The 22,012-nt window shown below is 42.0% G+C and carries 18 protein-coding genes and 4 pseudogenes; 13 read left to right on the plus strand and 9 right to left on the minus strand.

Annotated elements, in window-relative coordinates:
* Nucleotides 1-39: 39 nt before the first annotated feature.
* Both V7L29_RS31095 and V7L29_RS31100 read right to left on the minus strand, forming a co-directional pair.
* Nucleotides 40-246, minus strand: coding sequence for a glycogen debranching protein (locus V7L29_RS31095; RefSeq protein ID WP_334737909.1), 207 nt, complete (start codon nt 244-246; stop codon nt 40-42).
* A gap of 157 nt (nt 247-403) precedes the next feature.
* A pseudogene (locus tag V7L29_RS31100) lies at nt 404-589 on the minus strand (MotA/TolQ/ExbB proton channel family protein); the annotation flags it as partial.
* 301 nt (nt 590-890) lie between these two features.
* Between V7L29_RS31100 and V7L29_RS31105 the strand changes: the two are divergent.
* Nucleotides 891-1,244, plus strand: coding sequence for a PadR family transcriptional regulator (locus V7L29_RS31105; RefSeq protein ID WP_334737910.1), 354 nt, complete (start codon nt 891-893; stop codon nt 1,242-1,244).
* Nucleotides 1,183-1,716: a hypothetical protein gene (locus V7L29_RS31110; RefSeq protein WP_334737911.1), complete on the plus strand. Its 534-nt coding sequence runs from the start codon at nt 1,183-1,185 to the stop codon at nt 1,714-1,716. The genes V7L29_RS31105 and V7L29_RS31110 overlap by 62 nt, the downstream gene beginning before the upstream one ends.
* A 305-nt stretch (nt 1,717-2,021) precedes the next feature.
* Here the strand turns inward: V7L29_RS31110 and rsmH are convergent, their stop codons facing one another.
* Nucleotides 2,022-3,005 carry a 16S rRNA (cytosine(1402)-N(4))-methyltransferase RsmH gene (gene rsmH / locus V7L29_RS31115; protein WP_334737912.1) on the minus strand — a complete coding sequence of 328 codons (984 nt, stop codon included), beginning with the start codon at nt 3,003-3,005 and terminating at the stop codon, nt 2,022-2,024.
* A gap of 253 nt (nt 3,006-3,258) precedes the next feature.
* On the opposite strand from rsmH, the gene V7L29_RS31120 reads away from it, so the two are divergent.
* Both V7L29_RS31120 and V7L29_RS31125 read left to right on the plus strand, forming a co-directional pair.
* A complete protein-coding gene (locus V7L29_RS31120; protein WP_334689783.1) occupies nt 3,259-4,443 on the plus strand; it encodes an NAD(P)H-quinone oxidoreductase subunit H in 1,185 nt (394 codons plus the stop codon).
* A gap of 991 nt (nt 4,444-5,434) precedes the next feature.
* On the plus strand, nt 5,435-6,799 hold the full coding sequence (locus V7L29_RS31125; RefSeq protein ID WP_334737913.1) for a lipid-A-disaccharide synthase-related protein: 1,365 nt from the start codon (nt 5,435-5,437) through the stop codon (nt 6,797-6,799).
* 58 nt (nt 6,800-6,857) lie between these two features.
* Here the strand turns inward: V7L29_RS31125 and V7L29_RS31130 are convergent, their stop codons facing one another.
* A complete protein-coding gene (locus V7L29_RS31130) occupies nt 6,858-7,580 on the minus strand; it encodes a response regulator transcription factor (protein WP_334689786.1) in 723 nt (240 codons plus the stop codon).
* Nucleotides 7,581-8,000: 420 nt separating this feature from the next.
* On the opposite strand from V7L29_RS31130, the gene V7L29_RS31135 reads away from it, so the two are divergent.
* The 4 genes and pseudogenes from V7L29_RS31135 (at nt 8,001) to V7L29_RS31145 (ending at nt 11,462) form a co-directional block, all read left to right on the plus strand.
* Nucleotides 8,001-8,237 carry a hypothetical protein gene (locus tag V7L29_RS31135; protein ID WP_334737914.1) on the plus strand — a complete coding sequence of 79 codons (237 nt, stop codon included), beginning with the start codon at nt 8,001-8,003 and terminating at the stop codon, nt 8,235-8,237.
* A gap of 471 nt (nt 8,238-8,708) precedes the next feature.
* Nucleotides 8,709-8,792 (plus strand): annotated as a pseudogene (locus V7L29_RS35700) (response regulator); the annotation flags it as partial.
* Nucleotides 8,793-8,971: 179 nt separating this feature from the next.
* Nucleotides 8,972-10,268 (plus strand): annotated as a pseudogene (locus V7L29_RS31140) (ATP-binding response regulator).
* A 69-nt stretch (nt 10,269-10,337) separates the two neighbouring features.
* Entirely contained in the window at nt 10,338-11,462 is a 1,125-nt protein-coding gene (locus V7L29_RS31145) for a sensor histidine kinase (protein ID WP_334737915.1), read from the plus strand.
* 198 nt (nt 11,463-11,660) lie between these two features.
* Here the strand turns inward: V7L29_RS31145 and V7L29_RS31150 are convergent, their stop codons facing one another.
* A complete protein-coding gene (locus V7L29_RS31150; protein ID WP_334737916.1) occupies nt 11,661-11,858 on the minus strand; it encodes a hypothetical protein in 198 nt (65 codons plus the stop codon).
* Nucleotides 11,859-12,304: 446 nt separating this feature from the next.
* On the opposite strand from V7L29_RS31150, the gene V7L29_RS31155 reads away from it, so the two are divergent.
* Complete coding sequence (locus tag V7L29_RS31155) at nt 12,305-14,977, plus strand: TonB-dependent siderophore receptor (protein ID WP_334737917.1); 2,673 nt, start codon at nt 12,305-12,307, stop codon at nt 14,975-14,977.
* Here V7L29_RS31155 and V7L29_RS31160 read toward each other — a convergent pair.
* Complete coding sequence (locus tag V7L29_RS31160; RefSeq protein ID WP_334737918.1) at nt 14,963-15,232, minus strand: hypothetical protein; 270 nt, start codon at nt 15,230-15,232, stop codon at nt 14,963-14,965. The genes V7L29_RS31155 and V7L29_RS31160 overlap by 15 nt on opposite strands.
* Nucleotides 15,233-15,623: 391 nt before the next feature.
* On the opposite strand from V7L29_RS31160, the gene V7L29_RS31165 reads away from it, so the two are divergent.
* Genes V7L29_RS31165 through V7L29_RS31175 form a run of 3 tightly spaced genes read left to right on the plus strand, consistent with a single transcriptional unit; the run spans nt 15,624 to nt 18,459 of the window.
* Complete coding sequence (locus V7L29_RS31165) at nt 15,624-15,818, plus strand: heavy-metal-associated domain-containing protein (RefSeq protein ID WP_300412388.1); 195 nt, start codon at nt 15,624-15,626, stop codon at nt 15,816-15,818.
* Between the two features lie 42 nt (nt 15,819-15,860).
* Nucleotides 15,861-18,212: a heavy metal translocating P-type ATPase gene (locus V7L29_RS31170; protein ID WP_334737919.1), complete on the plus strand. Its 2,352-nt coding sequence runs from the start codon at nt 15,861-15,863 to the stop codon at nt 18,210-18,212.
* A gap of 19 nt (nt 18,213-18,231) precedes the next feature.
* Nucleotides 18,232-18,459, plus strand: a complete 228-nt coding sequence (locus V7L29_RS31175; protein ID WP_334737920.1) for a hypothetical protein — start codon at nt 18,232-18,234, stop codon at nt 18,457-18,459.
* Between the two features lie 146 nt (nt 18,460-18,605).
* Here V7L29_RS31175 and V7L29_RS31180 read toward each other — a convergent pair whose 3' ends face one another.
* On the minus strand, nt 18,606-19,043 hold the full coding sequence (locus V7L29_RS31180; RefSeq protein WP_334689793.1) for a heavy metal-responsive transcriptional regulator: 438 nt from the start codon (nt 19,041-19,043) through the stop codon (nt 18,606-18,608).
* A 536-nt stretch (nt 19,044-19,579) separates the two neighbouring features.
* Here V7L29_RS31180 and V7L29_RS31185 point away from each other — a divergent pair.
* Nucleotides 19,580-20,668 carry an aromatic ring-hydroxylating dioxygenase subunit alpha gene (locus V7L29_RS31185; protein WP_334689794.1) on the plus strand — a complete coding sequence of 363 codons (1,089 nt, stop codon included), beginning with the start codon at nt 19,580-19,582 and terminating at the stop codon, nt 20,666-20,668.
* Between the two features lie 430 nt (nt 20,669-21,098).
* Here V7L29_RS31185 and V7L29_RS31190 read toward each other — a convergent pair whose 3' ends face one another.
* Together V7L29_RS31190 and V7L29_RS31195 are read right to left on the minus strand one after the other, a co-directional pair.
* Entirely contained in the window at nt 21,099-21,233 is a 135-nt protein-coding gene (locus tag V7L29_RS31190) for a hypothetical protein (RefSeq protein ID WP_334689795.1), read from the minus strand.
* A 149-nt stretch (nt 21,234-21,382) separates the two neighbouring features.
* Nucleotides 21,383-21,921, minus strand: a pseudogene (locus V7L29_RS31195) (thiamine pyrophosphate-dependent enzyme); the annotation flags it as partial.
* Nucleotides 21,922-22,012: the final 91 nt, after the last annotated feature.

Below are 22,012 nucleotides of genomic sequence, written 5' to 3' on the forward strand. Positions count from 1 at the left end.
AATGCTTAAGCTATGCAGCCTACTTTCGATAGCACCCAATTAATTGAGTTTTAAAGAATTCACCGGCACTTCATCCCAAGAATCGACTGTCCGCAATTGCGCTACCCAACCTGCTGCTTTTTGCGTCTCAGTCAAATTATTCTCAAAGGAATCATGACAATCTTTGGCTTGAGATTCATTACAACAGGCAATACAGGCATGAATCATCCCAGACGGATCAATTTGCTCATTTACCCAAATAGTCATAGAGTATTCCCTCAAAAACTTTAGCGAAAAAAGCTATTTGTCATTTTAGAATACAATTAGAGTCGAAAATTGTAGAGCAAAATCGGTAACAACTAGTGAACTAATCCCAATTACCGATTACTAATTTACATTACCCAGTTTCGCTTCATCTGCTAGGCACAGCACTAATTACATTATCAAGGCGATAAAGATGTAGCACCTTTGGTATCACCTTGTTTTGCCGATTATTTATCCTTACCCAAAAGCTGATACGTTCGACAATTAGCGCCACCGCTAACGAGCAGAATCCTAGCAGAGGCGAGATGACTACGCCACCTGCTGTAAACAGGTTGCTAATTTCCATCTACTCTTTTTTAACTTTTCAACAATGCTAAGTTAACAGATTGTTGTTTGAGCGAAGTTGATATCCTTTCTCAAAAGGAATTGCTCTGCAAGTTTTAAAGTGTTGCCAGCAAGTATGGCTTGCTCAATCTGCATAGATGCTTTACAGCAATTATCAAATTTATAAGATATAGTTAATTTAAGATAAAATTCTTGCTGCCCCTTTATAGGAGTCGTAACAGTAAGTAGGCTCGTTGCCCCATAACAGGGGTCGTAACAACGAGAAATGTCTAAGTACTTAATCTGAACTAAGAGTGGTTTTTATGGCTTCAAACAAAAACGCGATACTTAATAAAGGTTCAACCAATGCCCAAGTTTCACCACGAGAAGAAATCGTATTGCTCGCACTCTACAACAAAGAACTCTATGGTCTCCAAATTCCGCAGGCTATGGAAGAGGCTAGTGGCGGTAACACTAAGATGGGGATTGGCACCCTTTACCCTGTTCTCCATTCTCTGGAAAAGAAAGGGCTTGTCGAATCCCGTTGGGGAGATGAAGGGCGTGAAGAACGAGGTGGAGCAAGACGGCGCTATTACAAACTTACAGGTAGCGGCGTTGCGACTCTCGAAGCCGTCCAGTCTTTCCGCTCCAACTTACTTACTTGGCAGCCCAGTTAGTGGAACAGCAGGCACAGAAATTGAAGATAACGATTGGGAATTTGCTATTAAAGAAATTCAACTCAAGACACAACACCTGGATGTCATAACATCTTTAAAATCAAAGGAAGTGATAAAAGTTGTAGAAGAGTTGAAAGCTCAGAAAGTGCTGAACGATTTAGAAGACTTAGTAGAAAATCTAGAGAAGTTTTCTAAGTTAAACAAGAGATTACGCAAGTATAAAAAATCTGATCCTGCTGAAACTTGGACTAGTAGGTGGATAGCTTCCCCAATTGCTTACCTCTTCCCCACAGAACGACGTGAAGAATGGCTAGGGGATTTGTACGAAGTGAATTGGGAGATGCTGCACAAAGACTATCCTTGTTGGGTGGTTAATCTTAATAATATTTGGAAAACTGTTATCCTGGTAATTTCTGCTTTAAAAATTAGGTTGTCAGATTTCTTCTCACTAGGTAAAGTCAAGAGCGAGTAGAGGAAAATGCATTCTCAAGGATGGCGTAGAGTAATGTGCCACTAGGCCATTTCTGTTTTATCTATAGCAGTTATCGTTTGGATGCAACAAACTCTGACCTCTCTCCTAAAAGGAGAGAGGCTTTGAGGCTTACTCCCCTTCCCTTGCAGGGAAAGGGCTGTTCTTGTTAGGTCTGTATTAAACTCAACCTAGAAGCGCTATATTTTGTTCTCTTGCAGATGTCCCTTGCGGTGCATTCCTACTTTTTCCATGACTTGTGCTAATGAGATGAGGATTAACTAGATTTTTCCCATTTGTATCTCACCTCACTCCTGCTTTCTCTCTGCTATTCTCAGTTTAGCCGATCGCGATCGCATATTTCTCTGAATTTCCTCTTCTAATGCAATAATCGGCTTTTTTGTCAAGACTTTTAACAAAGGTGAATTTCTTAAACCATGCTTCACCAGGCGGTCTTCCAGACTATGAAAACTGATAATCGCAATTCTGCCACCAGGGACAAGGGCATTTGGTGCTTTATCCAAAAAGGTTTCTAGGGATTTTAACTCATCGTTAACGACAATTCGCAGAGCTTGAAAAACACGGGTAGCCGGGTGAATTCTCCCATAACGGTATTTCGGGGGAACACAAGAAGCGATCGCTTCAGCCAATTCAACAGTCGTGTGCAATGGACGCCGTTCAACAATGCGTCTAGCAATGCGCCGCGATAATCTCTCTTCACCGTACTTAAAGAAAATGTCTGCTAAATCCGCTTCATCCCAATTATTAATCACATCAGCAGCAGTTAGCGATCGCCCTCGATCCATTCGCATATCCAAACTTGCCGCGTGGCGAAAGCTAAAACCCCGTTCCGGCTGATCTAAATGGTAAGAACTCACCCCCAAATCGGCTAAGATACCATCGAAAGTGTTAGGGGTAAACTCGTAGTTTGCAAAATTGCTATAAATAAATTGTACGCGAGCCTCCTTCTCCTGTCGGAGACGCTGCGCGAACAAAGGAGCTTCTTCTGACGGAGACGCTTCGCGTAGCTTGCTTCCCCGTAGGGGTACGCTAACGCCAAACTCTGCCAATTCTTTCCTCGCTGCTGCTAAAGCCTCCTCATCTTGGTCAACTGCCGTTATCCGCACATCCGCCGCAACTTCTAAGATCAGGCGACTGTGACCACCACCGCCTACCGTCACATCTAAATAATGCCCACCCGGACGCACCGCCAAACCTTCAATTACCTCCCGACCCAAAACGGGAATGTGAGAAAAATCTTGCACCTCAAGTCCCTGATATCGAGCTTCCATATAATAATTGAAGAAGTGCAACAAAATGAAACATCAAGTAAAATCCCTCCTCTGTCACTCCCTTTCCAACATACCCCTGTATGGGCAATACATCTAGACGCCCTAAAGGTAGTTTTCCTAAAAGTATTGCTCCTGCAAGCTTAATTTTGGCTTGGCAGACTAGATAAATCAGGCCTGGTTAACATTTTGGCGGTTCAATTTAAAATTTTGCCTTCAGCACGCTACACGAACACAACAGGAGAACACGAAATATATGACCAGACTAGAAACCCGCACTGAACCGATGGTGCTAAACATGGGGCCACACCACCCCTCAATGCACGGGGTTCTGCGGCTAATCATGACTCTGGATGGCGAGGATGTCGTTGACTGTGAACCGGTCATCGGCTACCTGCACCGGGGAATGGAAAAAATTGCTGAGAACCGCACTAATGTAATGTACGTCCCTTACGTTAGTCGCTGGGACTACGCTGCGGGAATGTTCAACGAAGCCGTCACCGTCAACGCCCCAGAAAAGCTTGCAGGTGTCGCTGTCCCCAAACGCGCCAGCTACATCCGCGTCATCATGCTGGAGTTGAACCGCATCGCTAACCACTTGCTGTGGTTTGGTCCCTTCCTCGCTGACGTGGGCGCTCAAACTCCCTTCTTCTACCAGTTCCGGGAACGGGAGATGATTTATGATTTGTGGGAAGCTGCCACAGGCTATCGGATGGTGAATAACAACTACTTCCGCATTGGTGGAGTAGCAGCCGATTTGCCCTATGGTTGGGTAGATAAGTGTGTGGAATTCTGCGACCATTTAGTACCCAAAGTTGATGAGTACGAACGCTTAGTAACCGATAACCCCATCTTCCGCCGACGTGTCGAAGGTATTGGTACTGTCACCCGTGAAGAAGCAATTAACTGGGGACTTTCTGGCCCAATGTTACGCGCCTCTGGTGTGAAATGGGATTTACGGAAAGTTGACCATTACGAATGCTACGACGACTTCGACTGGGACGTGCAGTGGGAAACCGCCGGTGATTGCTTTGCCCGTTATGTGGTGCGGATGCGGGAAATGCGCGAATCTGTAAAGATTATTCGCCAAGCAATTAAAGGACTTCCTGGCGGCCCTTACGAAAATCTGGAAGCCAAGCGTTTAGCCGCAGGTAAAAAATCAGAGTGGGACGCATTTGATTATCAATTCATCGGCAAAAAAGTTTCTCCCACTTTCAAGATTCCCAAGGGTGAAATCTACTCTCGTGTAGAAAGTGGCAAAGGTGAATTGGGAATTTATTTAGTTGGCGATGATAATGTCTTCCCTGCACGATGGAAGATACGCGCCGCGGACTTCAACAACCTCCAAATTGTCCCACATTTACTGCGCGGCATGAAGGTTGCAGATATCGTAGTCATTCTCGGCAGTGTTGACGTAATCATGGGTTCTGTAGATAGGTAGAAAATATTTATCTAAGTACTTTTTTAGAGCAGTTGTATTACAGTGCAACTGCTCTATTTTTTCTAACATTGGTAAAACTGCCGATTAAATCACAATACATTTGGGTTAAGGCTCGATTTTTAAACTATCCATTACCCACATCTTTATTAACAATTAAACAAGAGACTTAATACTGTACGTTCGCTTATTTTGAGATGGCAAGAAGAATTAATTCTTTGTGGAGAAAGGAGTAGAACGATTTTCCAACCCAATCGCATATCGCTTCTGATTTCTCGGTAGTGTAGAGAACAGCGAGAGCGCAATTGTTGGCGCAAAGAGCGATCGCTAAAAGACGCAGGTGCAAGTATAAGAGGAAACAGTGGAAATAAGTTTGGAACGGATTGATCATATTCCAGTGATAGTGGAATGGCTCAAACAGATGGAGATAGCCAAATGTATTGACCAAAAACTTAGACCACCGCACGGACAAAGCTTAAGCTGATTGAGAACTAAAAACGAAAAATCAAGGTTTTCAAGCACATTTTACGAAAATAAGTAGGGATTTTTAGAATAGTGGGATAGGTTCTATAAGGGAGACGGGGAAAATGACTTTGGAATTTTCCTCTTGGGCTAACTTTAAGACTACTGGAGAATTTTTGTTTGTACCTGTTTGTACAGCGACGGTATTTTGAGAGAATTGTTATGCAACTATAGTTTCTAGGGAAGCAATTTTCCTTTTTTATACCTCTTACCCCAATACGGTTCAGTTAGCGCCAAAAACCTTTCAGGACTTACGAAAAAACTCTCTGGAACTCTTATTCCTACCCTGCGGGAAGCCGCTGTTGCGTCTATGTGTCCTTTGCGACGGCAGTCCCTCATGGGGGAGACCCCCAAGACCGCGCTGCCTCCCCTTTGTGGTTCGTTTTTCTTAATTTTCGGGTAAGTCCTGCTCTTAATCCAAGCGTATTGCCTCTTACCCAAACAGACAGTTAATATTGATGTTTTGTTTCCTATGAGTAATGTATCTCGATTATCTCTAGCTTCTAACTCGCAAGCTGCAACTTATCCTTTGCGGTTACTTGTATTAAGTAATGGTCATGGGGAAGATGTCATTGCAGTTCGGATTTTACAAGAACTCCAACGACAATCAAACCCACCAGAGATATTTGCTTTACCTCTGGTGGGTGAAGGACGGGCTTATCAACAGTTGGATATCCCCCTTATCGGTTCAGTCCGCACTATGCCTTCTGGCGGTTTTATTTATATGGATGGACAGCAATTAGTGCGAGATGTACGCGGTGGTTTATTGCAACTTACTCTCAGCCAGATTAAAGCTGTGCGCTGTTGGGTGAGTTCCCAAAAAAAATTAGGTAACAAGAGAGCGATTTTAGCTGTGGGAGATATTGTCCCGCTATTGTTTGCAACTTTCAGTGGCGCTAATTATGCTTTTGTGGGTACGGCGAAATCTGAATATTATGTGCGGGATGAAGCTGGATTATTACCACGAAAATCTAAAGGTATGCGTTGGGAAAACTTTTCCGGTTCAGTTTACCATCCTTGGGAACGTTGGTTAATGAGTCGTCGCCGTTGTAAGGCGGTGTTCCCTAGAGATGCACTGACGACGAAAACGTTAAAACAATGGCCAATTCCAGCTTTTAATTTGGGTAATCCGATGATGGATGGTCTGCAACCGACGTTTTCACGCCAACAATTTTATAGTAAGAATAGTCAACAGCAAGAGACAGTTCGACCTTTTATGGTGACTCTTCTTCCTGGCTCCCGTCCACCAGAGGTATACACCAACTGGGAAACAATTATGATTGCCGTATCTGCGTTGATGGCAAGTTTCCAGGAGCGAGATTCAGTGTTCTATACTTCTGGCACGGTGGTATTTTTAGGTGCGATCACTCCTGGTTTAGACTCTAATATTTTATCCCAAAGTGTGCAATCCCAAGGCTGGCGCACTGAATCAGCATCTCCTATCCAAATTTCTGAGCCAAATGTATTGACATTTAAACAAAGGAATGCATATCTCCTGTTGACACAACAAGCCTATAATGATTGCTTGCATTTGGGAGATTTAGCGATCGCAATGGCAGGGACAGCCACAGAACAGTTTATCGGTTTGGGGAAACCTGCGATCGCAATTCCTGGTAATGGCCCCCAATATAACCCTGCCTTTGCTGAAGCTCAAAGTCGTCATTTAGGCTCATCTTTGATTTTAGTTAAACAGCCAGCAGAAGTTGCCAAGATCGTACAATCCTTATTCAAAGATGCTGATATTTTGCAAATTATTGCTGAAAATGGTCTGCGGCGCATGGGAAAACCAGGTGCAGCACTACGCATTGCTGAATGTTTACAGGAACGATTGGGATGAAAGGGCATTGGGCATTGGTTATTTCCCCCTGCTTTGCTGCTCCCTCATCCGTCGTCCCTCACGCCACCAACCCAGAACGTAAGGCCCTCACAGCAGCTTGGGTACGATCATCGGCACACAGTTTATTTAGAATATTGCGAACATGGGTCTTCACAGTACCAACTGTAATGTAGAGTTTCTCGGCAATTTGCCCATTGCTACACCCAGCTACAATCAACTCTAAGATTTCCAGTTCCCGTTGAGTCAGGGGGTATGTTTCCAAAACTTGCTCGTATTCTGACGCCAGCGCCTCAATTTTTACAGTCTTTGGCTTGTCAGAATTTTGGCTCTCTCCAGGAATACCTTGACGCATCTTCCGTAATACCACGTTGGCAATTGCCGGATCAATCCAAGAGTTACCGCCATAAGTTGCTTGGATCGCCTCCGTTAATTTACTGATGCTTGTTTCTTTCATATAATAAGAATCAGCGCCCGCCGCGAAGGCTGCAAGTACAGCATCCTCTGTATGATCCATTGTCAGGATCAGAATTTTCGTCGTGGCTTGCCCAGTTTCAGCTTGGTTGCGTTTAAATTTACGGGTGAGTTCAATGCCATCCATGTCAGGCAAACCGATATCTACAACAGCTACATCTGGCTTTGCCGTTTCTAAAAGTTTTAGTCCTTGCGTAGCATTTGAGGCTTCGCCAATTACTTTTAATGCGCTATGAGACTGTAATGCCGCTCGTAGCCCCATTCGCGTTAAGTCATGATCTTCAATTAAAATAATGCTAATTTCATTCATCGCTACACTCACTGTGACGCTGTTTGTATCTTTGAAAGTATTATCTTTTGTAAGCGCTATCTCTTATTTTACCATCCCAAAGATAGATGATATTTAAACCCATCTGCATCCACCGATAGAAATAATAAATACCTTATTTTTTATATTTAGATAGAGGACAAATCTAGCTGGAGATATATGGATATTTGCACAAAAAGTATAAAAGATAGAGACGACTGCCAAATTGCTCCTCTTGCTTAAAATTCAGCTTTGAGTTGTTATCTTCCATTAGTTAATTATTATTATCTTGTATAAAGCTTTAAAAAAGCTTACAAAAATGGACAAGTTACAAGAGGTCAAAGTTGCCTTAGGAAAAAGTAAGCGACTGTTTCGACCGATTTTTAACCCCCCAGACGCTCGAATACTCGCTCACACTACGCTATGCGCGGCATCGTCTTCCTAACTTTTCGAGACGCTCCTTCAGGTCGGGAGAAGATCACACTGGCTCCTCAACGCAGTGGCTACCCAAAAAAGCAAGAGGTTTGGAATTTTCGCCTAACCCTTGTAGAGAGACTCGTTCAAGGTTTAGGTCTTTTGTTGGTTTTTCTACATAACGTGAAAGTCAGGCTTGAGGGTGGACAATCTCAAAAGCAATTCAAGCAGGACTACGAAGGGTAATCATACCTCTGTCTACTATGTCGATACACGGCTCACAAACTAAACCCTTGAGAAATCAAAGTGGACAAGTAATTTTTTTAATACCAAAAGGCTTGGAATAACTTGGTATTCTTCCTAAAGTTCAGGAGAAGGTCTTGGTAATTTTCCGAATAGTGGAAGTCCGCGATCGCCAAAAAAATACTAACACAGGTCTGGCGATCGTTAAGAAAATTTGGTATGCAACTCTCACCAAGGGCTGACGACGGTCGCTGGCTCACTCATTTACAATTGTTTTAAGTTAAGTAAAGTATTTTATTTTACTTTAATATTAGTTCTGTTTGCTGTATTCAGATCAATAGTTTTCGGTTTGTTAATTGCTAATTTTTTGAGAGCCATTGGTGATTTGCTAGGACTTTAATTCCAATACTCTAGTAAATTAAACAGATTGAGGATACAACAGACTGAATTTAACCCCAGGAAAAGCTCGAAAGAGTGATTAACATACTACTAGTGGAGGAAAACAAAGTTGATGTGATAAATGTCAAGCAGGCATTCAACAAAGTTAATATTATTAACCTGGTTCAGTTTATAGAGATGATGGCAACGCTCAACAAGTATTGGATATTGTGCGAAACGCCTTAGTCAATCAAGTTACAGATTTTAGATGTCCGAAAATCTTATATTCTATTAATTGGATAATCTGAAAAGAGAAATGTTATACATCAACCTATGTTTGGCGGCGAAAATAAAAATCGATGGAAGAGACGCTGAAAATTTTGGTTGTAGACGATGACGAGGTAGACTGGATAGCAGTTTGTCGTGCCCTGACTAAAGCAGGTGTTCAGATGGAACTGTTTAAAGTAGGCGACGGCAATGATGCGTTCTCTGCCTTAAGTACTACTCCTTATGATTGTGTTTTCCTGAACTATCGCTTACTAGACCAGGATGGACTAACCTTGATTCAACAGCTACGTTCTTCGGGAATTAAAGTTCCTTTAGTAATTCTAACTGGTGAAGGAGATGCACAAATTGCTGTTCAATTAATTAAAGCTGGTGCTACAGACTATCTTTCTAAATCTAGGATATCCCCAGAAATATTGGCACAGGTTTTACGGAGTGCGATTCGGGTTTTTCGGGCTGAAACGCAGGTAGCTTTGGCAAACCAGCAACTCAGAGAAAGTCATGAACAGTTGATTCGTAAGAACCAAGAATTGGAGAGACAACAGCAACATATTCAAATGCAAAACTTCAAGCTATTGGAGGCATCACAGCTAAAATCACATTTTTTGGCAACTATGTCCCACGAACTCAGAACGCCGATGAATGCGATTATTGGTTTTTCGCAGATACTATTGCGTCCTAAGTTCGGTCAACTAACGCACCAGCAAGCAGATATGGTTGAGCGGATCTTGAATAATGGCAAGCATTTGCTGATGCTGCTGAATGAAGTTCTCGACTTTTCCAAGCTGGAAGCAGGACGATTAGATTTAAAGGCGGAAATATTTGATGTATCAAAGGTAATAAATGTTGCTGTAGGTGAAATGTGTTCCTTAGCTGACGCCAAAAATCTATCATTGTTAGTGCAAACCGATTTGCAAAATCCTTTAGTATTTAATGATCCAGTTCGGATCAAACAGATTTTAATTAACCTGCTCTCCAACGCTATTAAGTTCACCGAGTCTGGTGAGATTTGGGTTGAGGTTAAAGAACTACCTGCAAATCGAGTGGTAATTACTGTTCGGGATACAGGTATTGGCATAGCACCCAGAGATTTTAAACGTATTTTTGAAGCATTTCGGCAAGTCGATCAAACTATCACTCGCAAACATCCAGGCACAGGTTTGGGTTTGGCAATTATAGATTCGCTGGTACGAATGATGGGCGGCAAAATCTTTCTTGATAGCAAATTAGGGAGCGGTTCAATGTTTAAAATTGAATTGCCGCGTCAAATCACATTATCGACTTTAGCATCTGATACTTCAGCTTTAATTAGATGGTGACGAGATTTTTTTTGCTAAAAATCCGCATCATTCATCTTCTCAAGTTAGGTAAGCTCCAATAGGATATCCTAAATTTAAACTATAAATTACTTCCAAAAAAACTGATAAAATTTGAGAAATCATGTCTGTAGTTGAAAATAATAAAATTGATCGTATTCTCGCAGTTGATGATACTCCAGATAATCTCATTTTGGTTCAAGCAATTTTAGAAAGTGAGGGTTATGAAATTGATTTGGTTTCAGATGGAATAAAGGCTTTGCGGCAAGTTGAACAATCTCCACCCGATCTGATTTTATTAGATGTGATGATGCCAGGAATGGATGGTTATGAAGTCACACGTCGGATTCGGAACAACCCTGCAATCTCTTATATTCCAATTCTGTTGATTACTGCCTTTCACGAATCCAGCGTTGTAGAAGGTTTGGACGCTGGTGCTGACGATTTTATTCGTAAACCATTTGATACTGATGAACTACTAGCAAGGGTGCGATCGCTGCTGCGTCTCAAGCACAGTCTGGACGAGCAACAAAAAATGGCCCGCCAACGGGAAGACTTTGTTTCCCGTCTGACTCATGATTTGCGAACTCCCCTAGTGGCCTCTGATCGCATGTTGAATTTGTTTGAGATGGAAACATTCTGCAAAATTTCGCCGGAAATGAAACAGGCGATCGCAGTCATGATTCGCAGTAACCAAAATTTGATGGAAATGGTGAACACCCTTCTAGAAGTCTATCGCTTCGAGGCAGGTAAAAAAACGTTGAATTGGGAAGAATGCGATTTATGTGAGATATCTCAAGAAGTAGTGAGCGAACTAAGTCCTCTAACTAGTGAAAAAGGTTTGACTCTGGAAATAGACACCCGTGAATTAGACTCACAGGGAAAAAATGCTGGTATTATTATGGGCGATCGCTTGGAACTACGGCGGGTGGTAAACAACTTGATCGCAAATGCCATCAAATTTACAGATACAGGAGGCATAACAATCCGCATTTTTGAAAAATCACCGAATCGAGTCAATCCAGATTCGGTAACAATTGAGATTCAAGATACAGGATATGGGATTGCACCAGAAGATCAGGCAACAATTTTCGAGCGATTTCGCCAAGGTAAACATAAACGCTCAGGTAGTGGCTTAGGACTACATCTATCTCACCGGATTGTAAAAGCGCACGCAGGAACTATCCAGGTCACCTCTGAACTAGGTAAAGGTAGTCTGTTCACTGTGCAACTACCTAAAAACACTTAAGTTCTTTTCCTTCAGCTTCATATTTTTCTGATCAAGTCAAGAGAAAGAAGCGTAGACTTAGCCCGTCGTAGACATCGCTCTCATCTATGATGCTGGGTAAATTCCTATTTAACTAGCTGATTGTAAAATAATCATCAATCTGATGCGGTCATTGCATTACTACGGATTTACCATAGCTTCACAGATGCGATTCTAATATCAAGGAATAAGGATGGATACCCCTGGTATTGACCAGGGGCTTTTTGTTTGACTGTAAAGTACCATGATCGCATTGTTGAGATGGAAGCGCGATGTCTCTTGACTCGCCCCTGTGCGTCTATCTGGCTTTTCACGGGATGTGGAAAAGGTGATTTTGAGGGTTTCCCAAGCCTTGATTTTTACGTTAGCTATTTTCATTAACTCAGAGCTATTGAGAATTTGACTGTGGAAAAAGCCACGCTTTTTCGGAGCTTGAGAACTTACCGTGAAAAGTCAGTTGCGTCACTCTGGTCAAAAAAAATTCCAGCTAGGGCGCAAAAAAATTTTATTTTGGAGCCATTTTTTACACTGAAATCCTATATTGTACTACTAAGGACAATTTGCTAAATATTCTTGATTAGCAGACAAAAATATTTGCTCTGTTACTTAGTAGTAAAAGTCACGTATTGATAAAAGCTATTAAATATGAATCTGGGTTTTCAGGCATTCAAGTTTGATTTTTTGACTATTAGCCAGCGATCGTTAATAATCTAAAAGTACTAACCAATAGCCTAAAATGACCAATTTTGGTTAATACACCTGATAGTTATTTTGTACAGTGCGTAAGTCCTAACTAGCTAAATTTATCTTGGTGTGAGAAAAATATGTGGAATTTGAAACTACCATTGTTAATGGCTACTTTAGTGTCAATGTTTTTTGGACAGACTGTATTGGCACAGGAAATTAGTCTTAGCCAGAATCTGACAAAGAACCTCAAAATCAGTAGCTTACGCCAGATAAGTTTGACAGCAACTAATGCAACTAGAAAAATTACTCAATTAAGTCAGCTAGAACCCATTGTGACTAGCGCTCGAACCTTATTAGTGCAGTCGCCAACACCCGTATCAGAAATTGTGGAAGTCACGCAAGTCAAAGTAAATCCCACCTCTAAAGGGGTAGAGGTAATTTTACAGACAACTAAGGGGCAACAGTTGCAATTAATCAATCGCTCTTTTGGCAATAATTTTATTACTGATATTCCTAATGCCCAACTGCGTTTAGCATCGGGTGATGCGTTTACGTTTCGCTCGGATAAACCAATAGCGGGTGTTAGCGAGATCACGGTAAGTAACTTTGATGCCAATACTATCAGGCTGACAGTCACAGGTGAAGTGGGTAAGCCAGTTGTCGAGTTATATGACAGTCCAGACGAGGGTATAATTTTTTCTGTTGCTAGTGCTTTATCTGCCACGCCATCACAGCAGCCACCTCAAACGCAACAGTCCCAAGCTAGTCAGCCCCAAAACCAGACGCAACCAACTCAACCATCAGATCAGGGTAATGAGCCGATTGAGTTAATAGTGACAGGTGAGCAAGATGGGTATCGCGAACCAAATGCCTCTAGTGCGACTAAGACAGACACCCCTTTACGTGATATTCCCGGATCGATTCAAACGATCAATAAACAAGTTATTGAGGATCAGAGAGCATTTCGCGAGGAAGACGCACTACGAAACGTGAGTGGTGTGGTCAATGGCAATGCTTTCGGAGATCGCATTGGCACTTTTTATGCTCGAGGATTTACCTTAAGGCGGTTCCAAGATGGTTTCTACAATGACTATAATGCCGCTCGCGCCAACCCAGACACAGCAAATATCGAGCGCATAGAAGTTCTCAAAGGGCCTGCTTCGATACTTTACGGAACAGCTGAACCCGGAGGAATTATTAATACAGTCAGCAAAAAACCACTATTTGAACCTTACTCAGCCGTTGATTTGACATTTGGCAGTTATAGCTTCTATCGACCCTCTGTAGATATTTCCGGTCCATTGAACTCGAGTAAAACTGTCGCATATAGGCTGAATGTTGCCTATGAGAACGCGGGAAGTTTCCGCGATTTTGTCAACTCGGAAAGGATCTTCACTGCACCTGCACTTGCAGTGAAAATTGACCCCAACACAACACTGACTTTGGGAGGTTCTTACTTACACGACACTAGACCCCTTGACACGGGACTAGTGGCAATTGGTAATCGTCCAGCTAATTTGCCCTTCAGCCGTGCTTTGTTCGATCCACAACGACCAGGACTGGAATTTGATGAAAAGCAAGGCTATATCTATCTAGACCATAAGTTTAATCAGAATTTGTCACTTCGTACTGCCGTTCGGGTAAGCACTGCTTTTGAGCGTCGTGATTCAATCATAGTTGCAGGTGATGTGCTATCAGATAATCAGACTCTGCCCTTGAGACTTTCTGTTAATAACCAATACTACGAAACATATACGCTGCAAAACGATCTGATTAGCAAGTTTAAGACCGGATCGATTGCTCACACTGTTTTGTTGGGTATTGAACTTGCCAAGCAGACGGCACTAGACAACGATTATCAGGATGCTCGCGGAGCTTCCATTAATATTTTTAATCCTGTGTATGGTGTTTCCTTTCCTTCAATTCAAGATTCAGCTCCGTACACGCAAGATATAAGAACCTTTGGCATCTATCTTCAAGACCAAATCACTTTACTGGATAATCTCAAACTCTTAGTTGGTGGCAGATTTGATACTTATACAGAAAAAGATCAGGATTTCTCTGTTGCTGTTGGTTCGATAACTAATGGAAATGCCAATCAATTTACACCACGAATTGGAATTGTCTATCAACCAATTGAACTGATATCTCTCTATGCCAGTTATAGCAAATCTTTTGTACCGCAAGTTGGTGTCAGTGCCAATCGAACACCTTTTCAGCCAGAGAAAGGTAAGCAATATGAAGTCGGTGTGAAAGGAGAATTATTACAAGGTCGCCTTTCCTCAACTCTTGCATTGTATGACATCACTAGAAGCAATGTTTTGACTAATGATCCTAATAACCCCGATTTTTCTATTCAGGTTGGTGAACAGCACAGTCAAGGGCTGGAAATAGATGTAGTCGGTAAAATTTTGCCAGAGTGGAATATCATTACATCCTATGCTTATACTAATGCCACAATTACCAAAGATAACACTTACCCGGTGGGCAATCGTTTGGATGGCGTCCCTTATAATACTTTCAGTCTGTGGACAACTTACCGAATCCAGAATGGACCGTTGTCAGGGCTAGGGTTTGGCACGGGTGCGTTTTTTGTGGGTAATCGTGAAGGTGATCTAGATCACTCATTTGAACTCCCTGGCTATACAAGGGTAGATGCAGCTGTCTACTATACCAGAGGTCATTTAAAAGCGGCGCTGAACTTCAAAAATCTGTTGGATGTCAAATATTTTGACGCGTCTACAGGTCGAGACAGCATCGCTCCTGGTGCTCCTTTTACGGTCTTAGGAACTTTTTCATGGCAGTTTTGACCAAGAAGAATTCAGAATAAAGCTAACTGTCCCTCGACACACGCATCCACCTGACGGGTGGCGGACGCTTGCCAAATTCGCTAACTGCTTGAGTGCCTTCGCTTCAACGGGGAAACCTTCTGGCAGCAGCACTTCTGCTACAGGGGCATCAGGAGAATTAACTAAACGAACTGAATAAGTACGATTGTTGTAAGTTACATCCAAACCCTGCCACTCTAAAGCACGCAGGAGACGTTTCAGATTTTTTGGCTGCATGAAAACTCCAAATCGAGCCTTAAAAAAGACTTTTTGTTGTGAAGAGATTTACGAGACTTGGGTTCAGCAGCCGCGTCTCAAGTGGTGAGGAGGGTCATTTTCCCAGAACTGTGGGGAAAACAACAGGTTGTATAACCTTAATAACACATACTTGCATCGGAAGACAAGTTTCTTGTAGTATGTTGTATTTTTAGCAATTTATGTACTACTTATGTAAAGAAATTTGAAGTTTAGCGAAAAACTTTTAAAATTCTCTAGACTCTCCAGCCGGCTAGAGAGTCTAGGATGAATTCAAGGCGACTTTACTTTGCAGTTATTTCTGACTGTTGAAGGTTGTCCCTCAATCATCCAGTTTGGTCTGGTTAGCTTTTCCACTCTATCCCGTAAATCTATGACTCTCCAACTCACAGTTCCCAACATGGCTTGTTCTGCTTGTGCAAGCACCATCACCAAAGCACTTCAGGCAGTCGATGCCAATGCTAGCATTCAGGCTGATCCAACAACCAAGCTGGTCAGTGTACAAACTCAAGCATCAGAAACAGCAATTAAGGAAGCATTGGCTGCTGCTGGCTATCCAGTTGCTTAATCTTTAAAATCCTGCCCACCAATCACGGCGGTTCATCTAATTATGGATACTCTCACACTCAAACTTCGAGGCATGAGTTGCGCTGCTTGCGCCAACAATATCGAAAAGGCAATTCGCTCTGTTCCTGGGGTAATTGACTGCAACGTTAACTTTGGAGCAGAGCAAGCCATCATTAAATATGATCGCTCTTTAGCCAATTTGGAAAAAATCCAAGCTGCTATAGATGCTGCGGGATACTCTTCCTACTCACTCCAGGAAGAAATGCTCTTTGAAGAAGATGATGCTGAGAAAGCGAGTAGGCAAGCATTACAACGCGAACTCTCCCTTAAGGTAGTAGTGGGAGGTGTAATCAGCATTTTCCTATTTTTGGGATCGCTGCCCATGATGACTGGGCTGAACTTGGACTTAATTCCAAGCTTTCTGCAAAATCCTTGGGTACAGTTAGTGCTGACAACACCCGTCGTGTTCTGGTGTGGTGGATCTTTTTACCGCAATGGCTGGAAAACCCTCAAGCGCCATACGGCGACGATGGACACGCTGATTGCTTTGGGTACAAGTGCAGCGTATCTATATTCTTTGTTTGTCACCGTTTTCCCGAAATTTTTTATTGCTCAGGGCTTAATACCTCATCTTTATTACGAAGTCGCTGCCATTGTGATTACCTTAATTTTGCTGGGGCGGTTGTTGGAAAATCGCGCTAGGGGACAAACTTCTGAAGCTATCCGCAAACTGATTGGACTACAACCTAGAGATGCCAGAGTTATCCGTGATGGTAGGGAAATTGATGTTCCCATCGCCGAAGTCAGAATCAACGATGTGATTTTGGTGCGTCCTGGGGAAAAGATTCCGGTAGATGGCGAAGTGATTACAGGCGCTTCGACGGTAGATGAAGCAATGGTGACAGGTGAAAGTTTGCCAGTCAAAAAGCAGCCAGGAGATGAGGTGATTGGGGCGACGATTAACGGTGTGGGTGCATTTCAGTTTCGGGTGACAAGAGTCGGAAATGATACGTTTTTGGCTCAAATCGTCAAACTAGTGCAACAAGCACAAGGTTCTAAAGCCCCAATTCAACGCTTGGCAGATCAAGTGACAGGATGGTTTGTCCCAGCTGTGATTGCGATCGCGATCGCCACTTTCGTCATTTGGTTTAATTTCACGGGCAACCTTACCCTAGCAACAATCACAACAGTGGGTGTATTAATTATCGCTTGTCCTTGTGCTTTGGGTTTAGCTACCCCTACTTCTGTAATGGTGGGGACGGGCAAAGGTGCAGAAAATGGCATCTTGATTAAGGGTGCGGACAGCTTAGAATTAGCACACAAAATTCAAACCATCGTTCTAGATAAAACCGGCACTTTGACTCAGGGAAAACCTACGGTTACAGACTTTGTAACTGTCAACGGCACAGCTAATGGTAATGAAATCAAGCTTTTACAGTTAGCAGCAACGGTGGAAGACAATTCTGAGCATCCTTTAGCATCAGCAGTTGTAAAATACGCCCAGTCTCAAGAAGTGAGTTTAATAGATGCAAAGAACTTTCAGGCGAACGCAGGTAGTGGTGTCCAAGCAGTTGTTTCAAATCAGCTTGTGCAAATTGGTACACAACGCTGGTTAACAGAACTTGGAATTAACACCATCAGTCTCCAGCAGTATAAAGATGCCTGGGAAGCTGCTGGTAAAACAGTCATTTTGATTGCTGTAGATGGCGAACTACAAGGAATAATGGGTATTGCTGATGCCCTCAAACCTTCATCAACAGCAGTGGTGCAAGCTTTACAAAAGTTAGGTTTAGAAGTAGTAATGTTGACCGGAGACAATCGTAAAACTGCCGAAGCGATCGCTCTACAAGTTGGCATCCAGCGAATCTTTGCCGAAGTCCGTCCAGATCAAAAGGCAGCGATTATCCAATCTCTGCAAAGAGAGAGATTGGGGACTAGGGACACTTCTCTACGAGAGGCTGCGCCAACGACAAGCTCAGTGCATCGCTGGGGACTAGGGAAAATTCTTCCCAATACCCACTCCCTTGTAGCAATGGTAGGTGATGGCATAAATGATGCGCCAGGCCTAGCACAAGCTGATGTGGGAATTGCTATTGGTACGGGAACAGATGTGGCGATCGCTGCTAGCGATATCACCCTAATTTCTGGAGATTTGCTGTTAATTGTCACAGCAATTCAACTGAGTCGCGCCACCATCAACAATATCAGGCAAAATCTCTTCTTTGCCTTTATTTACAACGTTATTGGAATTCCTATTGCGGCTGGAATTTTGTTCCCTATCTTTGGTTGGTTACTCAATCCAATTATCGCCGGGGCTGCAATGGCTCTTTCTTCGCTATCTGTTGTTAGCAACGCTCTAAGATTGCGTAACTTTCAACCAAAAACTATCTCATAATTGCAGGTTAATTTAGGAAATGTTCAGTAAAAAAATGCTTTGGGGAAGCTTTACAGCTTTAGTGCTTCTCACTGGAACATCAGGTGTAGCATTAGCAGAAATGCCAGCCCACTCGTCAGAGCAAACTAGCCAATTTCATCGGATTGAGCAACCTTTGGGCTTGAAAGTTGGTGTTGCGATCGGTGGTTTAGCCTTAATTGGACTAGAGTTGTGGTGGTTTCTTCTCTATAAAAGTTCTGAGTCTTAAATGAGGAACTAAACCTAACATTATTTGGGCGTTTCTTGGCTAGAGTTAAGTAAAACACAACCTACAATTCACATTTGTGATCCTTATTATTGACTTTGACAAAACGTTAAGCCTTAACTAAAACGTATTGATATATAAAGCCTATTTTACTTCTGACTCCTACTGTAAGTCTTATTTTGAATGATCGGACAAATTCTATCCTCATGGTGGTCGCCGATATTCTTCCAGCCTGAAAGTAATCCATCTATTTCAGAACGTAAGGTTAACAATTGATCAATTTGGCGATCAATCTGCAAGACCTTAGCTTTGAGCTTTTCTTTGATTTCACCACAGGGAGCTTGTCCTTGGTCATAAACCTGAAGAATATTTCCAATTTCTTCTAGGCTAAGACCAAGATTTTGCGCCCTTTTAATGAAGGCTAGACGAGTCAGCACATCCAATGAAAACTGGCGAAAGCCTCCCTCTGTTCGTCTTGATGATTTGATTAAACCTAAACTCTCGTAATATCGAATTGTCCTGATGGGGATTCCGCTTAAATCTGTTACCTGACCAATTAAAAGCAGTTTTTTATCTTGAGTTAACACCGGAGATTTTCCCTAATTTTGTAATTATTATTACATATTTTCCTAATTTATGACTTACGCACTGTACAAAAGAATTATGTTGTATATTAACGTCAACACGTCGTTTAAGGTTTTTATTAATCATTATTTGATGGTAACTGCGCTGTTGGGGCAATTCATGAATTGCCCCGACGACAGATGTGGCTTTTAAAATCATGCATCTTTGGTCTTTTCTGTCAATCCATAATTTATATAATTATTAAGCTGTTTGAGGTTAAGCAAAATATTGGCATCAGTGTTTTAAATTTTTATCTAATTAGAGATTTTACTAAGTTTTAATTTTTCAAATATCTATTCTAAATGGATATTAGCTTAGTTAAACTGATATTGGAATGGCATAATTTTGACATTATTAACAATATTTATTCAAAGTTTTACTTTCTAAATTTTATCTATTTATTGGGTAACTGTTTGTCATAGTACTGAAAGTAACTGTTTTTTTTTGGTTTCCATGTTACTTCTAGATCAACTGCTTCACTTCAAGTGAAACCATAAAAATGAATCTCAACTCGCAGGCTTCTAGCTCAATCCGTAAACCTAAAATTTTTAATAATCCAGAGCGTTTTATTGAGGGATGGTATTGGGTAATGCCCTCTCGAAATCTGCGGGTAGGTAAAGTAAAACCTATCACAATTTTGGGTAGAGAACTAGTGATTTACCGTGGTAAAGACAAAAGAGTAGTTACCTTTGATGCCTATTGTCCGCATATGGGCGCTCACCTTGCTGAAGGCAAAGTTGAGGGTAATGCACTGCGTTGTTTTTTCCACGACTGGAAGTTTGATGCTGAGGGGATGTGTATTAATATCCCATGTTTAGATACGCCGCTTTCCTTGAAATTACAAACTTGGCCCACTGCTGAGAAATACGGAATGATTTGGATTTGGACTGGAGAAATACCACAACAACCCCTACCTTTTGCTCCAGAGTTAGAACAAAAGGAGTGTGATATCGCCATCCATTCCTACTTCGTGATGAACTGTCACCCCAATGTGGTGATGATTAATGCGATTGATGCTCAACACCTCAATACAATTCACAAACTGCCAATAGAAGTTATTTTTGAAAGACAGGAACTGAACGAGAATGCAATTATCTTCAGTAACACTACACCCATCAAAAACAATTGCTTTTTCATTAAGCTCATCCGTCTTTTCTACAAAAATGCAATAACTTACAGTATTTGCTATTGGTACGGCAGCATTGGCATTGTGACAGTTGGCCCCGATTTCTTCCATGTCCACATGATGGTTGCAGTTCGCCTCCACGAAGGGGGAAAAACTGAAGGTCAAATCTTATTGATGACTAAAAAACGTAAAGGAATTTTTGGTTGGTTATGCAATCGAGTTGTGCTATGGCTGACTAAGATTGTAGCTAAGTATTTTCTTATGGGTGATATTAAGATTGTCCAAACAATTAAGTTTGATTTGAAAACTCCCATCAAAGCAGATCAGTCAATTATGCAGTTTATTAACCATGTTGAAAAACAGCAATCCCTAATGTGGGGGACTTGGCAAGAAGCGCGATCGCGCGATGTGGAGAGCAAACCCAAGCGTGAGAGATGGCAAGATACAATGAGTAATGATTAATATCATGTCTATATGCCCAGAATTCCGTCAGACTGCTTGGTCAATTAGACGAACACGATATTATCCCATTGTCAACAATCTTTGCAACGAATGAATCGGCTGTAGGGGCGTACAACTGTGCGCTTCTACTACCAATGGTAGATATAGCAGGTATTTTGTCAAATTGTATAATAATTAATAAAAGTTAAAAGTTAAAGGAAATTTCTTTTAACTTTTAATTTATTTTTGACTGGGCTACCAGATCAATAAAAAGAAGTGGCAAAGCCACTTCCTAATTCCCAGGTAGAACCTAAGTCATGAGTATAACGATTACAAAAAATTGAAATAGTATAAACAAACACTAATTAACTGAATATCTCTGTTTTCCTTGTTTTCTGGGTGGGGAAATCCTGATTTCCATGTGCCAAATAACTGTATATTTACATAAGTCTCATGATTGCAATGCGGACTCAATTTTATCCAGTTCATCACCAAGATGTACCAGTTTTGCCTCTTCGTCAAGAAGCTGCTGTTCTAATTGAAACTTAACGGCGGTACCAGCCTCAATTGCTACAGCTTTCTTCATCTGCTTAAACTTCTCGCTGCGGATGTCAAATTCTGCCTGAAGTGCGTCTAGTTTTTGTTGCGATCGCCGTCGCCCTCCAGCAGTTAAACTAGTAGGAATTGGAGCAGGACAGCAATATCTGCTGGGAGCTTATCACTTCAAATTGAAGTTGAAGTTCTTTGGGTTTGTAAATTAGGTTTTGATACGGCAATAGTGATCTGACGTTCACCACCTAGTTCTTCGATCACTGCCTTTGCTTGGTCAGGTTTCAAGGCTTTTCCATGCCAACCGCCAACATCTTCTAAATCTGCAACACCCTTGCCCTTCTTTGTGCGAGCCACAATCAATGTCGGACAATTAGGGTTATCGATAGCTGCTGCATAAGCTTCGTCAATTTCTTCTAGGTTGTGACCGTCGATTTCAATTGCCTTCTAGCCGAAAGCAAGAGCGCGATCGCAGTATGTTTGGGTGTTCCAGCCTAGCATCGTTTCACCTCGCTGTCCTAAACGGTTGACATCGAGGATGGCAATCAGATTTGCCAGTTTGTAGTGACTGGTGTGTTCAAAGGCTTCCCAAATAGAACCTTCTGCCATTTCACTATCCCTAACAAAACCCAGGTGTGGTAAGGCAGCTTGTCTAAATACTCTCCAGCTAAAGCAATACCAACCGCGATCGGCAGTCCTTGTCCCAATGAACCCGTTGCCACATCTGACTTTTCCCGTTAAGTCTTGAAATGCTTACTGGTAAAGGATTCAAGAAACAGCGCAGCATATACGGTACAGTAATTAAAATTCGGTGCT

The organism is Nostoc sp. (assembly GCF_036916575.1).
Lineage (GTDB): Bacteria > Cyanobacteriota > Cyanobacteriia > Cyanobacteriales > Nostocaceae > Nostoc.